The organism is Nonomuraea sp. NPDC052116, assembly GCF_040680035.1.
Taxonomy (GTDB): Bacteria; Actinomycetota; Actinomycetes; order Streptosporangiales; family Streptosporangiaceae; genus Nonomuraea; species Nonomuraea angiospora_A.
In genome coordinates this window covers 22,738-44,416 of record NZ_JBFAWA010000053.1, presented here as the reverse complement: position 1 = coordinate 44,416, position 21,679 = coordinate 22,738, and the positions used below count along the sequence as shown (strand labels likewise).

Here is a 21,679-nt window from a genome sequence, read left to right as displayed (position 1 = left end):
GGTGACGCGCTCGTCGAGGGGTCCCTGGGCAGTCAGCGGTAGCGGGCGATGACAGCCCGGCCGTCGTCCCCCACGGCCACGCTGCCGACCGCCCACACGGTCCTCGGGCCGGGCATGCCAGCCAGTGCCTCCAGCGCGAACATCCTGCGGTCGCGTTTCTGCCCTGGGATGAAAGGCAGGCGCCGCACGCCGGTGCGGCGGCCGTCAGGGCTCAGGCGCCAGGAGTCCCCCAGACCAGGACTCCCCACCGCGAGAAGGATCCCACCGGATCTGTCCGGAGCCGGGAGTGGGCAGCAGTAGCCGAAGGTGGGCGCCTTGCGCCGGGTCCACTGGCGGCCGTCCCAGTGCAGGAGGACCGGAGGCGGATCATCCGGCTCGGTGTCCACCTCGCCATGGTTGAAGGTGTGCTCGCCGACGGCCCACACGTCGCCTGCGGCCAGCGCCAGCACCGAATACAGCCCCGCGCCTCCTTCCGGGGGCTTCGGCGCGGCGAACGCGTAGGTCGGCGTGGAGACCAGGCGCCAGGAACGACCGTCCCAGTGCATCGCGGCGGGCTGGCTCCCCTCGTCTCTCGTGATCCCCGGCCCTGAGTACCGCGCGCCGACTGCCCACAGATCCGACGGGCCGGTCCCGCTGATCGACTCGGCCTCCGCGGGCAGCCGCACCTTGCGCCAGACCCTTCCGTCCCATCGTCTGGCGTGCCGCCTCTCGACGCCGTAGACGGTCCAGACGTCGTCAGGAGCGAACACCTCGAGATCGGCGACCGTTTCGAGCTTTCCGGGGATCTTCCGCCAGCGGGAACCGTCCCAGCGGACGGCCGTCGTGTCGGTGTCCATCCCATCGGCCGAGCTTATCGTCGGGACGAGCAGCCAGACGTTGTCCGGCGCCGAGGCGGCCGCGAGCACCCGGGCATCTGACGGTAGCTCGCCCAGGCCCCGAGGCGGATCGACCTGGCGCCAGCGGCTGCCGTCGTAACGCAACACCAGGAGCGACCCGTCGTCGACCCCGACGGCCCAGGCATCCTTCCGTCCTGTCGCGATGACGTCCGTCAGGTTGGAGTCCGCGTGCTCGTGCTCGCTGATGTAGGCGTACCGCCAGCCGGAGCCGCCGGCGGTGGGTGTCACGAGCGGCCCCGGCGTGGGCGTCTCATCGTCTTCGTCTTCTTCGAGCACGGGCACCGTGGGCGTGCTGCGGCCACTCGTCGGCGTGGCACTCTCGCTGCCGCTCACGCTTCCGCTCGGCGTCGTGCACGCCGCCACGGCGACGGCGAGCACGACGAGTAACGAGCCAATGATCCTCATCCTCGGCATGCTACGGCGGGCGTGGCTCCGAGCCGTTCGCTATTGCTGGATGACCGACAGGACGTTGCCCGCCGTGTCCGTGAACCAGGCGATGGGCGGGCCGGCCTCGCCGCGCAGAACGCCCTTCGCGTCCTGGGCGAAGCCCTCGTAGCGCTCGAAGCGCACCCCTCGCCCCGTCAGCTCGTCCACCGCCCTGTCGATGTCCGCCAGCAGCTGGTGGCTGTCGAGCACTTGGTCGGCGCTAGACGTCAGGGCCGCGGCGGCGTCCGGCGGTGCGATGATCAGGGTGCGCCGGTCGGCGCGGCGGAGCCGGTGCAGAAGCGGCGTCATGTCGGAGTCGCCGGAGGCGATCATGAACTCCTGGCAGAAAGGGTCGGCCGAGAGGGTATCCAGCGCGTCGACGACGATCCTGATGTCGGCGCCGTTCTTCATCGCGGTGTACGGCGGGCAGTCAATCACCTCGAACCCCGCCCGTACGAACCGTTCCCGATAGCGATAGAAGGGCAGCCAGTCCGTGCCCAGCTGCACGCAACCTGCGGGTCCAGCTTGAAGAGCCCGCCGAAGACATTGTCGAAATCCAGGTAGAGCGCGCTCCGGAGATAATTCATGAGCGTAAAGTACAAGCTCTCGAGGCACCCTCCCCTGCCAAAATGGATAGAAGCAACAAATAGGCATGAAACTCTGTGCCGAGGGTGGGGAAGGAGACATCCTTCGTGGGAGCAACCAAGCCGGATCCGGAGATCCCCGATCCTCAGGTGCGTGAGCGTGGACGTCCGCGTTCCTACTCCGCCTACGAGGCCCGGATTCTGGAGGAGTACGACCGCCTCACCGCGCCCGCCAAGCCCTGGCTCAAGCCGCCCCGCTGCGTCGCATCCCGGATCCGACCAAAGGTTCACAGATTCCGAGCGAATCATCCACAGCTCGGCGGAGTTCTCCATGAGTACTCACATGCTGCTTGACCTGCATGGATGTAGCTTTGGCAGATGTAGCCCACCGACGGTCCGCCCCGGCGGGCTACATCTCTTTCATGGTCGAAACGAGGACCACTCTTGAGATAACGCTCCCGTAACTCGCCACATGTAACCGTTGGCGGCTTTTCCGCGATCAAAAGATGTGACTTGTGATGCTGGCGCAACCCGACCATCACATTGTTGCGGCGAGATGTCGGCACACCAAGGGGGTGCGCCTCAGTGAGCGATCTCCCGACTGTGGGCGGGGCGGTGTTCGAGGAGTCGTTCGGGGATCGCGTGCGAGCGCTCCTGAGGGCGAGGCCGGTGGCCGACGCCGCGGACAACGCCGCACGGCAAATGTGGGGCGGATGCGAGTACGACGTCGTGACGCTCGCCTTGGCCGCCATCGATGCTGTGATCGCCAAGCAGGGATTCGATCACGAGGTCACCTACGACGAAGCGGTTGCGGGGCTGGCCGTGCTGGCCGCCGGCGCCCACCCGGAACGTTCCATCGATGAACATGACGCGGTGGCGCGGTATGTGGTGGACGCACTGCTCAACCGCAAGGAACGCGAGGCGCCGTTCAGCTACCAGGTCTCGATCTTCGGACGTGATGACGACGGCTCGGTCCGCCATCGGGTCGGGACGGCCGAGTTCCGGCTACTGACCGAGCATGAGGATCACCGCAGAGGCGTCAACGTCCTGCGGGCTTCGACGGACGCCATCAACGCCCTGGTGGGCGGGCTGGAGTTCGACGTCGAGGACGAGCAGGCTGCGATGGAGCTCATGCTCGCGCGGCAACTCGAACGCGGAGCGTTCGGACAGGCGGAGAAGGCGGCCGAACGATCGCTGCTCCTGTCCATCCGCTATGCCGATGAGCTGCGGACGCTGCTGGCAGACACAGTGCGGGACATTCGGACCGTGCTTCCCCAATGGGTCATGGAGGTGCCGGAACGGTTGGAGCGCAACCGTACGCACCTGGAGGAACGGCTCGCAACAGAGTCCAGGTTGCTCGGCCATCTCCGAGGAGCGCTGGACGCGCCTGACACCAAACCGGAGGTCGCCAAGGCCTCGGCGCGCATCGCAGCACTGCTGGAGAAGTGCCGTCAACGGCACACTGAGCTCCACGGGAAACTGGTCAACGCACGGACGATCTTTCTTGATGAGCAGGCCCGCCAGTCGTTCCGGCCGGTCGGCGGGCTGCGGAACCCCGACATCATGGACAGCCTGTTCCTCCCGTTGCTTGTCCTGAGCGCCGACGTGGCGGTGGAGCCTGCCGAGGCCTTCGCCATCCTGGTGTCAGGCGGCCAGGTACCGAGGGTCGTGCGCGTTGCCGACCTGGTCGATGACCTTCTCGCGCCACGACGCGCGCCTGCACCGGAAGATCCGCCGGTTCCCGACGAGGAGCTCGGTGATCCCGATCCTCCCGCCATACCTCCGGAGGTGTTGGGGGCCGCCGCGCGCCTGGTGGACGAGGTCGAGCTGCCCGCTCGCCTGTCAGATCTCCTGCTCTCGGCCCGGGCGGCGGACCTGCCCGAGGAGGTCGAGCAGGTCATCGTTCTCGCAGCGCTGTGGAAGTACGCGCCCGAGACGGCACAGGACGTGTCCACGGCGGTGGACACGGCCGCCCGTGTCCTCGGCGCCGCGGCGGCGGTCGACGCCGATGGCACGCGGATCACCCTGCCCGGCTGGTCGGGCGATGATCTGATCGTCGCGCAGGACGAGGAGGCGCTCAGCCGGTGGGCGGCGGTGGCGGACCGGGAGGCCTCATGACCCTCAGCCAGCGCGATCTCGCCGATGTGGGTGTGCTCATCGGCTGCGCCCTGCGCCCGAAGGTGCGGCCCGCCGCGGACTCCGACTACCGCACGCTGCTGGGTCGCTACCGCGCCGACGTGGAGTTCCGCAACGCCGTGGACAGCGTCCTCGACGGACTCGACGCTCAGGTGCTGTCCGATTCGGATCTGGGCCTGGTGCTCGGTGTGCGCCGCGAGTCTGTCTTCGCCTATCGCATCTCGGACCTGCCGAACGTCGGTGGTGTGACCGAACGGTTGCTGGTGGGACTCGTCAGCGTCGCGATCGCCGCCTACGCGTTCCCGGCACCGGCCGATTTCGACGACGACCGCGTTCGGTGGGTGTCGGTCGACGAGCTCGAACGCTTCCTCCGTGAGATGTGCGAACGGTTCAAGCGCACGCCCGAGCAGGCAGAGGGATCGCTTGACGAGGCATGGCGTACCTATGACCGTCTGTCGCCCGGCTACAAGGCAGACAGAGGGAAGGGCAAGGCGCGCCGGTCCCCCGCGTCCTCCACCTACTGGATAGCGCACGTGCTCACCTGGATGGTCGACCAGGCGCTCGCCCGATCGGCGCCCTCTCGCGGTCCCGAGGTCTTCCAACTGCTCGAACGCTTCCGGATCCAGGCCGCTGAACTCGCCGGCAACGCCGCATACGACGTATTGGCCGCCATCAGACGTGGCGACCACGACCGGAGGGCCGCACCGTGACCTATCAGCTGTCTCGTCTACGGCTGGCGAACGTCGGCGACAGGGCTGCCCGATTCACGGATCTCACGCTGGACGTGTCGTCAGGCGCAAGCGGTTCGAGTGAGCCCGTTGACTCGATCCTCTGGCTCCGTAACGGAGGCGGCAAGTCGAGTCTGCTGTCGCTCTTCTTCGCCCTGCTCCTGCCTTTGCGGAAAGACTTCATGGGCAGGTCCGTCAAGCGGTATCTGGAGGACTACATCGCCTCCGGCGACACGAGCCACACGGTCGCTGAATGGGTCGCGCAGTCCGACGACAGCTTGTTGCCCCCGCCGCGACTCATCACCGGAGCCGTATACGAATGGATCGACCGTCGCAAACCTGTCGACCCCGATCGTGATCGTGAAAAGCTCAGAGGGTGGTACTACTCGTTCTTCGAAGTGCCTGGTGTGCTCGATCTCGATCGACTTCCCGTTCACGATGAAGCGGGCCGCACCCGGCCGATGTCCGAGTTTGTTCGCCTGTTGCGGGAGGCCGCGGCGTCCCGGCCGCAGCAGTTCTCGTTCGCGATCACCGATCAGCGCGGCCTGTGGGCGGAAACACTCATCTCGCGAAATCTCGATCCGACCCTGTTCGGCTATCAGAAGGAGATGAACCACTCGGAGGGCGGAGTCGCCGAGCTGTTCAATTTCCCGTCCACGGACAAGTTCATCGACTTCCTGATCGATTTGACCGTGGACAGCGCTCAGCCTGAGCTCGTCGCGGCCAATCTGCGGAAGGTCATCGACGTCCTCGGCCGGAAACCAGATCTGCTTGTGGATCGTGACTTCTGCGCTGAGATGTCCGGCAAACTCGACACGCTGGCCGAAAGACACGCTCTCACCAGAGAAGCGGACCGAGAAGCAGGCGAGGCGAGACAGGCGGCCGCGCTTCTGGCAGCCGCGTTCCAGAGCGCAGCCTCGACGCAGAAAACCGACGGGGAATGGTTCGCCGCGGAGGCGAAGCGGCTTCGCGGCGAGGCTCACAGGCTGGACAGCGAACGCGGCCGAGTCAACGACGTTGCGAATGAATTGCTCAGGATCGCGGCCACATATCGGCTCGCCGCCGTGACCGAGGCAGCCGATGAGGCGGAGTCGGCAGCCACCGCCACAAAGAATGACGATCTGGCCTGGGAAGCGGTCGGCCCCCTGGCCGAGCGGGCAGAGGCAGAGGACAAAGCGCGGTCGGTGCGCCAGCAGATGACCGAGGCGGAGCGAGAGACCGCTCCGCTGCGTAAGGCACGGGATGATGCCGCGGCCGTTCTTAAGGCCCGCTACGCCGCTCTCGCGGCTGACGAACGTACCGCCGAGGGGCAGAAAACCTCAGCGGCAGATACCGCGGGGTCCAATGCCGCGACCGACGAGGAGAGCGTACGCGCCAACCGGGAACTCTCCGCCAAAGCGGAGGAACGCGCGGACAACCTCCGCCGGCGGTTGGCAGACATCGACGAAGCCATCGAAACCGCTACCAACCAGGGCGACCTTCCCGATCGAGAAGCCGTTCCCGCTGAGGTCCTCGCCAGCTCACGGGCAGCCAGGAACGAGGCGGACCAGTTGCTGGAAGGGGTACGCGAGCGGCGCGCGAACCGGCCCGCGCTGCGCAGAACACTGAGTGAGCAGCGGAGGGCCCTGGCGACCGAGCGGGCCGCCAGGAGCGCCGAACGGGATCAACTCGTCGCCGACCACGAGAAGCTCTTCGCTCGCGCCGACCTGCTCGCGACCGACGCCAGGTTCGCCGAACTCATGGAGCTCGGCGAAGATGGACGGCTCGATCTGTGGGCCGAAGCGGCCAACCTTCGAGCGGCGCTGACGCATGCGGTCTCGACGGCCGAATCGGTCATCGTGGCAACCCGTGTCGATGCGGCCGACGACGATCGTGCGCTAGACGGGTTGCGCACCGACGCGTTCCTCCCGACCACACGTGACGCCCAGCGCGTTGCCGAGGCCATCGCCGGCGATGTCGCGGCGCGGCCAGGGTGGGAGCTGCTGCGTGACCTGGTGACCGAACCCGCACGCGCCGACGCGTTGCGGAACTCCATCGTTGCGGAACTCGCCGCGGGCGTGGTTGTCGCGGACGCCGACCTCGGCGACGCCCGCCTCGCCCTGGAAAAACACAACTGCCGGTCGATCGCCCACGTCACCGTGTGCACCGCGACCCAGATGCAGCAGGCGTTGGATGCGGCCGCCCCTGAATGGTTGGCGGTTCCCAGCGACCCGGCGTTGTATGATCCGGCCGCGGCAGAGCACGCGCGGGCAGAACGTGAACGGCGGCGCCATGAGCAGAAAGGGCGGATCGCCGAGCTCCACCGGCAGACGCAGGCGGACCGAACGCTGCTGGAGGTGCTGGAATCCCTGCTGCGCGACTGCCCAACCGGTTACCTGCACACCTTGGAGATCAAGGCCGAGGAATGCCGGCAGGCCATCGACCTGATTGACGCCACCGACGCGACACTTGGTTCTCAGATCGACGAACTCGAAGCTCATGACCTCACGGACGCGGCCACGGAGCAACAGTTGTCCGACAAGCTCAACCTTCTCGCGGGCAGAATCGAGCGCCTTGCAGCCCTCGTCGCCAAGGTCTCGACGCTGCCGCAGCTCAAGCTAGACATCGAACAACGAGACCGGGACGTCCGGGCGTACACGCTAGTCGCCGACGAAGCCGCCACTCGCGCGAGCGAGTGGCGCAAGACCGAGCGCGCGGCCGAGCGAGAAGCCGCTGAGCACAGATCCAACAAGGAACGGTACGAACGCGAAGGCCGCGCGATCTCCATGCTCGACGTGGACCGCGAGGACGCCACCACTCAGGTGGACGACCCTCTGTCCATGTTGACGAGCCGTTTCCACGATCTCGACACGCAATGGCATACGGTGGCGGCGCATTCCGTGCTCGCAGAACGGCTCGCGGGGCTCGTCGAGCGTGGCAGACGCGCCGAACATGCGCTCGCGGGATATCCGGAGGCCATCCGCGAACGTGCGGCGTCATTGCTCGAAACGGGCGATGGGCAGGACCCTGAACGACGTGCCGTCGCGCGACGCCGATCCCGGGCGCAGGCCGACCAGGCCCAGCAGGGGCTGAGCAGTGCCAGGCTCCAGCTCGAACAGGCGCGTAAAGAGGTCACTGACCGGACGCCGCGCGACAGGCTGCGGCACGCCCAGCTCGACGTCGAACCCGCGGGAGAAGCCGAGGCGCGCGAGCTCGCCGCGATACAGGCCGCGACTGCGACCGACATGAGTGGACAGGTGACCACCCTGAGCAGGGAGGCCGACGACGCAGCCTCAGTCGCGAGCGAGGCGGACACCACGGCACGGGTGCTCGCACAGCGCGCACACCGTCTCACCGACGCTGCCGCGCCGGCCGACGTGGCGGACGGAGTGGCGGCCTTCGACGGCGACGATGCGCAGGCCGAGTCGGAGACACGAGCGGTACTTGATCGTCTGGCCTCGACCATGGAGACTCTCACCGCAGCGAAAAACAGGACGAACGGAGCCATCGACGCTGTGCGCAGGCTGGCGTCGGAGGGCAGGTTCTCCGGAATCCCCGATGCGATCAGAGATCGATTCACCAGTGACGATCCCGCCGTGCTCGGCGAGCGTGCCGGCGCCCGCGCCGAAGAGATGCGGGTGCGTCGCACCACCATAGACGGCCAGCTCGCCGACATCGGACGCGACCAGCGGCTCGTCGTGGTGGAGATCGCCGCACTGGTTCAAGACGTGCTCGCGAACCTGGAGTCCGCACATCGGCACTCGAAACTGCCCGGAACCCTGGGCGGATGGGCCGATCAGCACTTCCTCCGCATCCGGTTCGCCCGCCCCAGCAGCGAGGAGGACCTGCACGCGCGAATTGACGCGGTCGTCGACCGGATCGTGGTCGAGAAGTCGAAACCCGAGGGTTTCTCCCTCCTCAAGCGATGTGTCCACGAAGCTGTGGCACCGCGCGGGTTCACCGTCAAGGTACTCAAACCCAACAGCGATCTGGCGGTCGAACCGGTGGACGTGACCCGCCTCGGCAAGTTCTCCGGCGGCGAGAAGCTGACCGTGTGCGTCGCGCTCTACTGCACACTCGCCCGGCTGCGCGCCGTCAACCGGGGCAGGGGCAGGGCAGCGCTCGGCGGCACCCTTGTGCTGGACAATCCGCTGGGCACCGCGAGCCACGTGGCGCTCCTGCGGTTGCAGCGCGAGGTGGCGACCGCTCACGGCGTGCAACTCGTCTACACCACCGGGGTGGAAGACCTCGGCGCCGTCGGCCAGTTCCCAAACGTGCTGCGAATGCGCAACGCGCCAGGAGCGCTCCGTACGCGGAGGTACGTCGTCCTGGAGGAACGCTTCGGCTCCGCGGTGGAGGGCATCACCGGCGTCCGCCTGACACGTGATGAGACGAGAGACGGCGCTGAGTCGTGAAGCTGAGCTCCCTGGCCCGACATCTCGCAGAACAGGTCGCGGCATCGCCGCGACAGAAGATCGAGATCGAGACGCTGTACAACGCGGCGGTCGCGTTCGATCGACGCCTGGCGACGGCGCCGACCGCGCGTGCAGAGATCCGCGACGCGCTGAACGAGCTGGCCGTCGCCGAGTCGGTGATATTCCCGAGCACCTCCCGACATTTCGACGCACGAGACACGCCTCCCATGCCGCTCTGGGTACGCCGCCCTCCTCGCGAACGGGTCGTGCGCGAGGCGAGGACCGTACGGGTGTGGCCGCCCGCGCTTGAATCCGCCGGACGAATCGCGACCAGGGACGACGAGCTCAGCGTGCTCGAGATGGTGGCCGCCTTTCTTCGCGACGGAGGCGCGACACGGCCGAGCGTGCCGATGAGAGAACGCTCCTTGGAGCTGTTCGGCGATGAGAAACGGCTTGACGGCCTTGTGACGAACCGGCTGTTCGTCTCAGGGGCGCTGACGCTCGAACTGCTGCGTTGTCACCCGGTGCCCATTCCGTTCGTCTCGCAATGGGTTCCGGGGCGCCCCGACACTCGTGGTACGGCACTGCTGATCGCGGAAAACCACCACACCTACACCTCGCTTCTGGAGGCCACGCGGCGCCACGCTGCCGCAGGTGCGGGACGGCATGTGGGTTACGGTACCGGTAACCAGTTCCCGTCGGCGGTGTTGTCGGTACCGCTGCTGTCCCCGAGACCTGACCGGATCGTCTACTTCGGCGACGTGGATCTGCAAGGACTGCAGATCCCCGCAGCGGCAAGCGCCAGCGCCGTCCTCGCCAGCCTCCCCGCGGTTGTGCCGGCGCTTCCGCTCTACGAACTGCTCTTCGAGGCAGGCCACGAACGGCCTGCCGTACCCGTACCAGCGGATTCCGCTGCGCGCGTGTCGGCGTGGCTCGGCCCGCTCGCCGGACGAGCCAGCAACGTGCTGGTCAGTGGCATCCGGCTTCCGCAGGAAGCGGTTGGGTACGAGCTGCTGTCGACTCGCCCGGACGTGCTCGACAGGATTTAGGAGTGTCCTGAAGATCTTGGTGGTGGGTCGGTATGAGGTGGCTCTTCAGTCGCCTTTGGGGTGGTGGCGATGAGGGTTCGGGCGCCGAGTATTCATCCGTGCAGGTCATGGAGGCGATGCGCTCTCTTGCTCTCCTGTCGCGCACTTCGAGCGGCACGATGGTCAATCGTGTTATTCCGCTTGGCCTACCTCACGGCGACGACCACCTCCTCGCGCCTGAAATTGCTCCCCGAACCGATCGTGACAAGGAGATCGAAATCCTGGTGTTACGGCGCCAGTTGACCGTACAGCAGCGGCAGGTGACCAAGCCCACGTTCACGCCGACTGATCGATTCCTTCTCGGCTTGAGCTTCCCCCGTTCTCCGGACACTTGACCTGAGGCTCCCTGATCGCGTGCGAGCCCTGGCTGGCGCGTCTGTCGTGGCACACCGTGGTGGTGGAGGTGGGACAGATGGCAAAGACTCGTGTGCAGGTCAGCAGGCGATGCGGCTGTGTGGATGCGGAAACGGGACGTCAGCGAGGGGTGGCGTGTCCGCGTCTGCCGGTGGATGACGATCACGGCAGCTGGTATTTCGCGGTGCAGGTACGCGGCCTGGACGGGCAGCGGCAGCGCGTCCGCCAGGGTGGATACGCCGACCCCGAGGAAGCACAGGAGGCGGGCCGCGCTCTGGCCGCCGCCGACCGCGACGGCGCGGGGGCCGGATGCACGCTGGGACAGTGGCTGGCACGCTGGCTGGCCACCAAGGACGCCCTGCGTCCGTCGACCCGGCAAGGCTACGCCGCACACATCCGCCTCTATCTCATCCCGCAGTTGGGACGGATCCTGCTCCACCAGCTCACCTCGCGCGACGTCAACGGACTGCTCGCGACGCTGGCGTCCCGTCCCTCGGCGACCGGCCGCCGACTGTCGCCGGCTACCGTGGTGCGGATCCACGCCACCTTGCGCACCGCGCTGAACGCGGCGGTGCGTACCCGGCTGATCCCCCTCAACCCGGCCAACGGCGCCGAGCTGCCTCGTCCTCGGCGACCGCATCCGGTGGTCTGGACCGTCGGGCGGACGGCCCGGTGGCAGCAAGCGGGAGAACGTCCGGCGGTGGCAGTCTGGACCGAACAACAGCTCGCGGCCTTCCTGGCCGACGTCGCGCAGGACCGCCTGTACGCCGCCTGGTGGCTCGCCGCGCTGCGCGGACTGCGCCGCGGCGAGTTGGCCGGGCTACGCTGGACCGACGTCGACCTACAAGCCGCGGAGCTGACGGTGGCGAAGCAGCGGGTGCACGCCGACGGCCAGGTCGTGGTCGGCCCGCCGAAGAGCGCCGCCAGCTGCCGGGTGGTCGCCCTGGACGCGGAGACCGTGCGGGTGCTGAGACGGCACCGCGAGCGGCAAGAGGAACTGAGCGCGAGGGCGGGCACACGCTGGCGGGACTCGGGCTACGTGTTCACCACCGCGGACGGTGCGCCGCTGCGGCCGGACTACCTCACCGGCCGGTTCCGCCGGCTGGTAGCCGCCTCCGGACAACCGCCCATCCGGCTGCACGATCTACGCCATGGCGCCGCCACGCTGGCGCTGGCCGCACGCACCGACCTGAAGGTGGTGCAGGCGATGCTGGGGCACGCCAGCATCGTGCTGACCGCCGACACCTACGTCTCGGTGCTGCCCGAGGTGGCTCACCAAGCCGCCCGGGAAACGGCCCGGCTGGTACTCAGAGCCGCGTCCGCGCTAGAGCGGACGCTCGGCGGCTGACTCAGCTTTGCCTCATATTTGCCCCATGCCGCGCCAGCCGCACGGGCGCGGCTGGAGTTTTCGCAGGTGGAGAAGCGCGCCCTGCAGGATTCGAACCTGCGACCGTCGGATTAGAAGTCCGAGACCGGGACGGGAAGTTCCCCCTCATGCGGATGGACGAGATCCTCACCGATGCTGGCATCCAGACCGTCCTCACCGGTATCCCGATGCCCGACCTCCACGAGTACTGACAGGCGGCTTGAACTGTATGGATGGAGTTTTCGACAGGCACAGACATGTCCTAGTACCGCGCCAGACGGGCGACGGCCTCACCTAGCGGACGGCATCCTTCCCGTTACTGGAAACGATCTTTACTTTCGTTGCGCCTTATGTAACGATCAGTCGATTTGATACATATGTTCGAAAGGTTGTGAGTGAACACACGCCAATCAGCGTCCGGCTTATCCAGCCGGGCGCGCCATCGCGCTGCCCTGATTGCGGCTCTAACGCTGCCGCTCTCGCTCATGAGTGCACCCGCGATCGCCCAGAGCCCCGCGCCATCCCCCACCCCGACCTCCTCATCGACGAAACCACCAGGCGCGACCTCGGATCCAACCCTCAAGACCGCCTGGGAAAAGGCGGCCAAGTCCGGTCAGTCCGTCGAGGTTCCCGCCCGGTTCACCGAGACCATGAAGGTCTGGGCCAACCCCGACGGCAAGAACATGCGGGCCGAGCTGTACACCCGGCCCGTCCAGCTGAAGAACCCGGCCAGCGGCGCCTGGGAGCCCATCGACACCCGCATCGTCACCCGCGACGGCAAGCTCCAGGCCGCGCGGGTTAAGAGCCCGCTGACCTTCGGCGGGCGCGACGCCAAGCACCTGGTGTCCGCGGACGGCGAGCGTGGCACGACCGGGCTGGGCGTGACCCGGGCGCTGCCGGAGCCGAAGGTCTCCGGCAGCACAGTCACCTACCCTGACGCCATCGCGCCGGGAGCCGACCTGGTGGTCCACGCCCAAGCCGACGGGTTCATCTCCCAGGTGGTCTTCCGGCACAAGCCGACCGGCCCGGTGACCGTACGGCTGCCGCTCACCCTGCCCAAGGGCACCACATTCGGCACGACCTCTGACGGGCTACCACAGCTCAAGGACGCCAAGGGCAAGGCCGCGGCGGCGCCGGTCGTGCTGACCGCGATGGACGCCAAGGTCGAGGCCTCCCCCGACGAAGGCAGGTCCGCCCCGGTCGAGGCCCGCGTGGAGACCTCCGGCAGCACGCCGGAGCTGGTGTTCACCCCGGACGAGAAGTTCCTGGCCGACCCGGCGGTGACCTACCCGGTGACGATCGCCGCCGCCGACGACTGGTTCGGCGGCGGAAAACCCACCGACGCCTGGGTCAGCAAGAACGCGGGCGGCAACAACGCCGCGGCCGGGTATCTGCGCGCCGGCACCACCTCCACCACCGCCGACATCGCCCGCGTATACCTCAAGTTCAACACCGAGGACCCCGTACTCGAGGGCGCCACCGTGGTGGATGCGGACCTGTGGGTATGGAACTACAAGTCCGGCGGCCCCAACAACGTGAATTGCGGCGATCCGATGGGCGGGTCTGGCATCGGAGCGCGCCGCATCACCTCCTCCTGGGACACCTCCACCTTGAGCTGGTCCCGCCAGCCCACGCTCGCCAACGTGGAGGGCGAAAGCGGCAACAAGGCCGGCTACAACTACGACGCCGTTCCCCCCTCTCCCACCTGGTGCACCAAGGAAGAGCAGCTGGTGCACCGGATCACCAACATGGCCCGCGACTGGATCGAGCGGGACGAGCCCAACCACGGGGTGGTGCTCCAGGCCGTCAGCGAGACCGCCACGATCAACTGGCGCCAGTACTACTCCAGCGACTACAGCGGCGCGGACTACCCGGGCTACCGACACCCACCCACCCTCATAGTCGAATACATACCGGCGCCTCCTCCGGAGGTGATCGTCTACTCCTATGAGGGGCCGAGAAGGACAACGCCGCCCACATACGAAGAGGCCCTGGCAATGCGGGTCGACACGCCGGGAGAAATTCCGGACCTCCCCCCAATGAGCGCCGCCGACGAGCAGGCTCTCGCTGCTCTCCCCAACCACACGGCCGAAATCACGCCGGCCGAGCTGGAGCCTTTCACCGGTGAATCAGGCGAGGAGTCATGGAATGGCGGGACCATCGAGGAAGGCAGTCCGGCCGACACAGTCTCCCCCACGGTGACGAGCACCGATCCCGCCGCTGATGCCCGGAACGTGCCGGTGGACACCCTCGTCAAGGCCACATTCGCCGAGCCCGTATGGGAGCCGACGTTCTCGTTGAAGGACACGTCCGGGACGGTCATCGACGGGACGGTGTCCAACGACTCCTCCAACAAGGTGTTCACGTTCACGCCGGCGCAGCAACTGAAGGCTGGCACTATCTACATCGCGGAAATCTCGGAAGCGATCGACGCCTCCGCAAATCCCATGACCGCCTTCCAATGGTCTTTCCAGACGCGGGATGTGGGCAGTGCTCACTGGTCGTTCGATGAGGGCACGGGGAAGACCGCTGCTGATTCTTTCGACAGACATCCGGCCACGCTCAGCGACACGGCTTCGTGGGTTGCCGGAAAGCACGGCAACGCGGTCTCGAACGCGGCACTCAGTCCGGCGCGCACGGTCGCCTCGCGAACGGCCCTTCAAACGGGCCGGCCAGTTACGGTAGCCGATGAGACGACGGCGACCAGCATCACGTACGCGCAGCTGGACGGGAAGACGTTCAAGACCGAGGTCACGGCCGGTCCGGTGCGGGCCAGGCAGGGCGACGGATGGGTGCCGATCGACACCACCCTGACCGAGCAGGGTGGCAAGCTGCGACCTAAGGCCCTCGCCGAGGGTGCTCTCCTGGAGCTCTCCGCAGGTGGCACGGATCCGTTCGTGAAGATGTCCGCCGACGCTAAGTCGTACGCGCTGCGCTGGCCGACGCCTCTGCCCAAGCCGACGGTCAAGGGCAGTGTCGCCACCTACACCGACGCCGCGGGCGTGGGTGCCGACCTGGTGGTGACAGCGTTGCCAGCCGGGTTCCGGCATGAGGTGGTGCTGCGCCAGCGGCCCTCGAAGCCGCTGGAGCTGCGGATCGGCGTAGACGACGAGGGCCTGACCCTGACCGAGGGGAAGGGCGGCCGGCTGCTGCTGAAGGGCAAGGACAAGAAGCTGGTCGCCGCCGCGGCGCGACCGGCCATGTCGGACGGAAGCGGCAAGAGCCTCCTGGCCAAGCGTGGTAAGGCCGACACGGACCTCATCACCAAGGACGGCCGTACGGAGCTGGTGGTCAAGCCGGACCAGGCGTTCCTGGCGGACGCCGGCACCACCTACCCGGTGCGCGTGGCTTCTGCGATCACGCTGCCGCTCGGCGCCGACGTGGAAGTCGGCACCAACGACACCGTCGACTCGCCTGCCTGGCCGGACAGCGGGAACCTCATGGCCGGCACCATGACCGGCGGGATAAAGAGCCGAACGCACCTGCAGTTCGACACCACGGGCCTGCAGGGCAGCACGGTGACCGACGCCACGCTGTCGATGAACACCGTCCACAGCCACAACTGCGGCGCCGCGCTCGCCAACGGCATCCAGGTCGCCCGGCTGACCAGCGCTTGGGACCCGGACAACCTGTACTGGGCCGGCAAGCCCACCCACACCACCGAGGACGCCTCTACCAACTTCAAGGGCGTCAACTCCGACTGCCCCACATACCCGGACAGCATGGACTGGAACGTCACCGGCATCGCCCAGGACTGGGCCGCCGGCGCCGCCAACCACGGTCTGGTGCTCAAGTCGCCCGGCGAGGCGAACATCGACAACTACCGGGTGTTCACCTCCTCCGAAGACACCGAATTCAACCTGCCGCCCAAGCTGACCATCACCACCAGCGGCCCCGTCTCCGCGCCGACCGTCTCCGCACCGGCCATCACACCGGCGCAGACCGTGAACGGTGTCACCGTGACCAGCTCGCTCACTCCGCAACTGGCAGCGACCGTCGCCGATAGCGCTCAGGGCAGCCTCACCGGCCAGTTCGAGGTCGAGCATGACCCGGCCGCGACCGGGCAGGGCACCGGCCAGATCTGGACCGGAGCCTCCGCGGTGGTCGCCTCCGGCGGCCAAGCCACGGTGGGCATCCCCGCGGGCAAGCTGACCGACAGCTGGAAGATCCGCTGGCGGGCCCGCGCGGCCAACGCCACCGCCGCCACCACCTCGGCGTGGTCGGACTGGCAGACGGCCACGGTCGACGTGCCCAACCCGACGGTCGGCGCCTTCCAGGTCACCCCCTCCCAGGTGGTGAACGGCGTCACCGTCGCCACGAGCCTGACCCCGGCCCTGCGCACCACGGTCACCGACCCGGCCGCCCAGCCGGTACGGGCCGAGTTCGAGGTCGAGCACGACCCGGCCGCCACCGGGCAGGGCACCGGCCAGATCTGGGCTGGCGCCGTGGACAACGTCGCCTCCGGTACCCAAGCCTCCGTGACCGTCCCTACGGACAAGCTGACCGACGGGTGGAAGGTGCGCTGGCGGGCCCGGGCGATCAACACCGCCACGACCGTCGGCTCACCGTGGTCGGACTGGCAGAACCTGACCGTCGACGTGCCCGACCCGGTCTCCGAACCGGCCGTCGGCGCACTGCAGGTCACCCCGTCCGAGCAGGTGGACGGCACCACCATCACCCCCACCCGCACCCCCTCGCTGCTCACCCAGGTCAGCGACCCGGCCGGCAAACCGCTGCACGCCGAGGCCGAGATCGAGCACGACCCAGCCGCGCCCAGCGGTCAGGGCACCGGCCAGATCTGGACCGGCAGCGCCGACAATGTTCCGGCTGGCACCCAGGCGAGCATTACGGTGCCGGCGGACACGCTGACCGACGGGTGGAAGGTACGCTGGCGGGCCCGCGCGGTCTCCGCCACCGCCACCTCCGCCTGGTCGGACTGGCAGTCCTTCACCGTCAGCCTGCCCAAACCCACCGTCACCGGCCTGACCATCACCCCGTCGAAGGTGGTAGACGGGGTGACGGTGAGCACCACGCTCACCCCTACGCTGCAGGCCACCCTCACCCACCCCACCGGCCAGGTACTGCGTGCCGAGGCCCAGATCGAGCACGACCCGGCCGCACCCCAAAGCCAGGGCACCGGCCAGATCTGGACCGGCAGCGCGGACAACGTCGCCTCCGGCACCCAGGCGAACATCGCCGTCCCCGCGGGAGAACTGAACGATGGATGGAAGCTGCGCTGGCGCGTGCGCGCAGTCACCGGGCAAGCGGCCTCAGCCTGGTCGGACTGGCAGCAGGTCACCGTCGACGTCACCCAGCCAGGAGAGGAGCCCTTGGCGCAGACGGCCGGGCCGGTGATCCGCACGGACGAGAGCTTCACCGTCACCGCGTGGCTCCGCTGGGCTGACAAGGACGGCGACTACCGCGCCGCCGAGCAGCGAGGCACTCACCAGGCCCCCTTCCGTCTGGGGAACACCGCCGAGCATGGCTTGGAGTTCACGCTTACCAGCGCCGACAGTACGACTGCCACCTCCGAGGGAGTGCGGTCCGACGTCGAACCGCCCGTGGGTACCTGGTTCCATCTGGCGGGCGTCTATGACGCCACCGCCAATACGGCCTCGCTGTACCTCGATGGGCAGCTTATTGGAACCCAGACGTTGAGCTTCGCCGGATGGCATGCCGAGCAGGACCTGACCCTGGGGACCAGCATGCTGGGCGACCTGGATGAGGCACGCGCCTACAAGCGGGCACTCAGCGCGGACGAGGTCGGCTCCCTCTCCGCGGATCCGGCCACGCCGTCAGTCACCCCGGCGACCACGCCGTCGGCGACGGCAAGCACGCCTGCCGTTCTGGACGAGCCGGATCCGTACGAAGTCAACTATCGGCACTTCACTCTCAACTCCTGCAGAACGGAGGCGCCCGCACAGGTACCGTGGCACAAACATGGCATCTGGACCGATGCGACCGTCTTCAGCGGCTGCGCGGTCAGATGGTTCGGCGTCAGCATGTGGGTTCCCGATTTCGACAGCGCCGGTAACCCCCTCCCCCACAAGAAGCGAGCGAAGATGGACGATGGGGAGGACCTGGAAGATCTGGTGATCCGATCGACGGTCGTGGCCAACACCTATCTCGGTACGAGAGACGGCACCAGCATCCGGAATGCGGGCAGTGACGGCGTCACGGGGCCTTTGACGCCCAAGGAAATATCCATGTGGGTCCAGTTCGACACCATCGATTACGACTGGGCTGCCTGGGGAAACTCAGTCATACAGCTGACCACGACGGTGAAATCCGATGGCGAGGCATCGAACTGTACCAAGACGGTCAACGGCGATCGGCAAACTCTCGTCAAGGACTGGAACCCGTCGACGATTCGGTACTACCGCTTCAAGTCCGAGAGTTCCGCAGGAGCGATACGCAGGTGCAGCTTCTTCCCCTGGGTGACGTTCGACCGTCTTTCCCCTGACACCGAGCGGGACAACTGGCCGCTCTGGGGCAAGATCGACCAAGATTCAGAGAACGGAACCTGGACCCCGGCGACCGTTCGCTGTGACGACGAGCCACTGGGCCCAGGCTCCCCAGGCAACTGGCCGGAGGAAAAGCGGGTCCGCTACACGGGTGCTTGCATCTTCCCTGACGTGAGCCGCATTTACCAAACGGACGTGAACCACGCCAAACGAGGGCCGGTGGCAGCGCACATCTGGGCCGCGTTCAACACCCCCGACGCCACCAAACCCGAAAAGGATCCAGGGCAGAAGGTGATTCCTGGAAACTGGAACGGAACGACGACCGGCACCCGCGCCCCGCTGACGCGAATCAACGAGAGCGAACTGCGCCCTGGCGACCCCAAGGGACGTACGTGGGGATCGGTCCAGGTCTCGGCACGCAGGAAGGCGTGCAAGGATGCGAAGGTGGTCGGTGACTGCGACGAGTTCCCCTTCAACTCCGTCAAGGAGGGTCCAGGATGGGGCGACCAAAACTTCTCCGTCCGAGGCGTCCCGTTGAAGAACAACAGAAGTGATGGCTGGTACTTGGGAGTGTTCTACGCACGCTACCGAGTCCTCCTGCCGGACGCGCCCAAGCGACCCAATGGTGACCGGTTCTGGGTGAGCGTCAAGGGCACACCCGCACCGTAACGCGATCGCCCGCCCGGCCCGGAGTGGCCGGGCGGGCGACCCCTCTGTCAGGAGGCTGAATTCGTGTCGACAGACGACCTGTATCAACTGCTCCGCTCGTACGATCCCAGCGATGTCTCGATGCAGCAGTTCTACGCCGTGTGGGTGGAAGACATCCCGGTCGAAGAAGCAGTCGTCATACTGAATGGCGATCCGGCTTCCGGTGCGCCGGACAGCTTCTCCGGGTGGGGCTCGGGCTCCGACGGGAGTGGCAGCGAAGCGGCGGGCCTGCTGGCCGGTCTGATCGGCAACTGGACGCTGATCATTAGCGACTACCGTTCCACGGAGGACGAAGCGCTGCTCACTTTGTCGCGATGCGGGCGGCGGACTCTGGCCGTAAGCTGGGATTTCCACGGTGAGACCGTGCTCAAATACGCGAGAGACGGCGAGCTGGTCACGGTGCTCGACATTCTCGACACAAGCGACCGGTCCGGGAGCGATCCGAACGCTCTCGACCCGTACATATCTAGCCTGCGATTCAACATCGACGATGACGACCCCGGCGAACCCGCTACCGAGCCTCGAGAGAGTTTCACCTCAGCGCTGACCGCGATCGGCCGAATGGTCGGCCACCAGATTGACAGGGACTGGCTGGAAGCCACTCACACCACGTACCTCGTGCCGGCCGATGACCTCGATTAACCTCGATTCTCCAGCTGGCTGGGTTGTGTGAGTGGCGCCGTGGCCTGCCCGCTATGTTGTGGGGCTCGAATACTCGATTCACATGGTGACCTGAAGCTATTGGGAGGTGCGTCGTGGTTGACGGGGTTGCGAAAGCCGTACGCGCAGCGGACTTCGAGCTTGATGACTCGGCTGGTCCCCCTCGCTCTTGGCGTTGGTGATTCCGGCGGGAAGGAACGCCTCGATCTCGCTCTGCCAGGCCTCGACGGTCGCGGCGAGCGTCACGAACTCGGGCAGGTAGGCGTGGTCGGCGCACCAGGCGTAGAAGGCGTGCAGGCGGTGGCTGATCTGCGAGCGGGCAGGGTGGGTGCGGGCCAGGGCGAGCAGATCGCGCAGTTTCTCCTTGGCGTGCCAGCCGGCCAGGATGTGCCGCCGGTAGGTGCCGATCCTGGTCAGGTCCCGTTCCAGGACGGTGCGCTGCTGATCGGTGAGCTCTTCGGCGGCCGAGCGCAATAGCCTGCGATGATCGTATTCGGGATCGCCCTTGCGGCCCCGGCGCCCGCGCATCTTCCAGGTCAGCCGCCTGCGCAGCTCGGCGAGCTTGGCATCGGCCGGCTGCACCACGTGGAAATGATCGACGACGATCCTCGCGTGCGGCAGCGCAGCACGGAGCGCCGAGCGGAATATGGCACACATGTCGATGGCCACATGAGTGATGGCGCCACGCCAGGTGGCGGGCTGGGCCGTCAGCCAGGCGGCCACCACGGTCGAGACGCGGCCTTCAACCTGGCCCAGCAGCCCCTGGCCGCCGGTCAGGTCGGTGAAGCCGACGTGCCACCGGTCGACGGCCTGCCGATATTTCCGGTGTCGGGATTCTGCTCCCAGCGAGGCTTGCCGCGGCGGATCTTGCCACCCACCTGCCTCCACGATCTCCGCCACGGCGCCGCCTCACTGATGCCGGCCGCCGGGGTAGAGATGAAGGTCGTGCAGGAGACCCTGGGGCACACCTCCAACTCCTTCACCGCCGACACCTACACCTCGGTCTTCCCCGAGGTGGCGATGGCGGCCGCGGAGAAGACCGCAGCCCTGCTCCTCGCCGAGGAGGAGTACCAGGAGGAGCCCGGAGAGGTGATCCCGCTACGGGCCTAACCCGCTACATCAGGAGACCGGCCTCGTGATCGCCGCGCTTGCACGGCGGGACGGGGCCGTTTCCTTTGCCGAGGTAGTCCCAGAGCGATGATGTTGATCATGGTGTGTGCGGGTTTGGTGCGCGCGAGCACGCATGGAGCACGCAAGCGCTAGACGAAAATTCTAGAACGCATCGGATCCCGCATAATCGCAGGTCAAACCATGATCAAAGCGCGCCCTGCAGGATTCGAACCTGCGACCGTCGGATTAGGCAGTCGAAGTCCCCAGAACTCGTGCGCGAGCCCTACCGAAGTTCGAGACAAGGCATTCTGTACATGTTCAGCAAATCATTGGCAACGCGCTGCTTTCGATAAATCAAGCGTTGGCCGCAAACGCGATCGAACGTAAAGACTAGATCAAGCTTCGTCTCGACTCGTCTCAAAAGCGCAGACATCGGAGTTGCGAGCACTGCGACCATCGGATTAGAAGCAAGATCCTTTAGTGCCACCCCGTGCCGTTGCGTGATGGTTCGTGCCATCTCAGCGCGTTTTGCGTGTCAGGCGGTGCCGGGCCCTGACGACGCGTGACGGGGCGTACGAGCACGTACGGAGCACGGGGACGTCCCGCGAACCCATCATGACGAGCAGCAGGCTACCTGCGAGGTGCGGTGATCAGGATCTGCGCCATGTGATCGAAATTGCGATGCCTCAGCGCCACAGGGGTCGCGGCCTGCCTCCGTTCGGCTTGCCGCCCCCGTAGACCGTCACGAATCCCTCCACGGTCATA

At 67.0% G+C, this 21,679-nt stretch carries 13 protein-coding genes; 9 read left to right on the top strand and 4 right to left on the bottom strand.

Features of this window, described 5'->3' with window-relative positions:
* Positions 1-32: 32 nt before the first annotated feature.
* Positions 33-1,301: a hypothetical protein gene (locus tag AB0L65_RS57255; RefSeq protein ID WP_364265150.1), complete on the bottom strand. Its 1,269-nt coding sequence runs from the start codon at positions 1,299-1,301 to the stop codon at positions 33-35.
* 39 nt (positions 1,302-1,340) lie between these two features.
* Positions 1,341-1,829 (bottom strand): NYN domain-containing protein, encoded by a 489-nt coding sequence (locus AB0L65_RS57250; protein ID WP_364265148.1) that lies wholly within the window; start codon positions 1,827-1,829, stop codon positions 1,341-1,343.
* A gap of 662 nt (positions 1,830-2,491) precedes the next feature.
* Here AB0L65_RS57250 and AB0L65_RS57245 point away from each other — a divergent pair.
* The 6 genes from AB0L65_RS57245 (at position 2,492) to AB0L65_RS57220 (ending at position 11,954) form a co-directional block, all read left to right on the top strand.
* Positions 2,492-4,024: a hypothetical protein gene (locus AB0L65_RS57245; protein ID WP_364265146.1), complete on the top strand. Its 1,533-nt coding sequence runs from the start codon at positions 2,492-2,494 to the stop codon at positions 4,022-4,024.
* Positions 4,021-4,752: a hypothetical protein gene (locus AB0L65_RS57240; RefSeq protein WP_364265144.1), complete on the top strand. Its 732-nt coding sequence runs from the start codon at positions 4,021-4,023 to the stop codon at positions 4,750-4,752. The genes AB0L65_RS57245 and AB0L65_RS57240 overlap by 4 nt, the downstream gene beginning before the upstream one ends.
* Complete coding sequence (locus AB0L65_RS57235; protein WP_364265142.1) at positions 4,749-9,164, top strand: hypothetical protein; 4,416 nt, start codon at positions 4,749-4,751, stop codon at positions 9,162-9,164. The genes AB0L65_RS57240 and AB0L65_RS57235 overlap by 4 nt, the downstream gene beginning before the upstream one ends.
* The gene (locus AB0L65_RS57230) at positions 9,161-10,213 is read left to right on the top strand and encodes a hypothetical protein (protein WP_364265140.1); all 1,053 of its coding nucleotides are present in this window, start codon (positions 9,161-9,163) and stop codon (positions 10,211-10,213) included. The genes AB0L65_RS57235 and AB0L65_RS57230 overlap by 4 nt, the downstream gene beginning before the upstream one ends.
* A 98-nt stretch (positions 10,214-10,311) precedes the next feature.
* A complete protein-coding gene (locus tag AB0L65_RS57225; protein ID WP_364265138.1) occupies positions 10,312-10,587 on the top strand; it encodes a hypothetical protein in 276 nt (91 codons plus the stop codon).
* Between the two features lie 170 nt (positions 10,588-10,757).
* Positions 10,758-11,954, top strand: a complete 1,197-nt coding sequence (locus AB0L65_RS57220) for a site-specific integrase (protein WP_364265136.1) — start codon at positions 10,758-10,760, stop codon at positions 11,952-11,954.
* Positions 11,955-12,585: 631 nt separating this feature from the next.
* On the opposite strand, the gene AB0L65_RS57215 is transcribed toward AB0L65_RS57220, so the two are convergent.
* The gene (locus tag AB0L65_RS57215; RefSeq protein ID WP_364265134.1) at positions 12,586-12,900 is read right to left on the bottom strand and encodes a hypothetical protein; all 315 of its coding nucleotides are present in this window, start codon (positions 12,898-12,900) and stop codon (positions 12,586-12,588) included.
* Positions 12,901-13,183: 283 nt separating this feature from the next.
* Between AB0L65_RS57215 and AB0L65_RS57210 the strand changes: the two genes are divergently transcribed.
* Complete coding sequence (locus AB0L65_RS57210) at positions 13,184-19,105, top strand: DNRLRE domain-containing protein (RefSeq protein ID WP_364265132.1); 5,922 nt, start codon at positions 13,184-13,186, stop codon at positions 19,103-19,105.
* 63 nt (positions 19,106-19,168) lie between these two features.
* Positions 19,169-19,786, top strand: coding sequence for a DUF6461 domain-containing protein (locus AB0L65_RS57205; protein WP_364265130.1), 618 nt, complete (start codon positions 19,169-19,171; stop codon positions 19,784-19,786).
* Between the two features lie 96 nt (positions 19,787-19,882).
* Here the strand turns inward: AB0L65_RS57205 and AB0L65_RS57200 are convergent, their stop codons facing one another.
* Positions 19,883-20,704 carry a transposase gene (locus AB0L65_RS57200; RefSeq protein ID WP_364265128.1) on the bottom strand — a complete coding sequence of 274 codons (822 nt, stop codon included), beginning with the start codon at positions 20,702-20,704 and terminating at the stop codon, positions 19,883-19,885.
* Positions 20,705-20,719: 15 nt separating this feature from the next.
* Between AB0L65_RS57200 and AB0L65_RS57195 the strand changes: the two genes are divergently transcribed.
* Positions 20,720-20,914, top strand: coding sequence for a hypothetical protein (locus AB0L65_RS57195; protein ID WP_364265126.1), 195 nt, complete (start codon positions 20,720-20,722; stop codon positions 20,912-20,914).
* Positions 20,915-21,679 lie beyond the last annotated feature (765 nt).

Coding starts and splice junctions, on each gene's coding strand:
- AB0L65_RS57195 (WP_364265126.1), top strand. CDS start 20,720: ATGCCGGCCGCCGGGGTAGAGATGAAGGTCGTGCAGGAGACCCTGGGG.
- AB0L65_RS57240 (WP_364265144.1), top strand. CDS start 4,021: ATGACCCTCAGCCAGCGCGATCTCGCCGATGTGGGTGTGCTCATCGGC.
- AB0L65_RS57255 (WP_364265150.1), bottom strand. CDS start 1,301: ATGAGGATCATTGGCTCGTTACTCGTCGTGCTCGCCGTCGCCGTGGCG.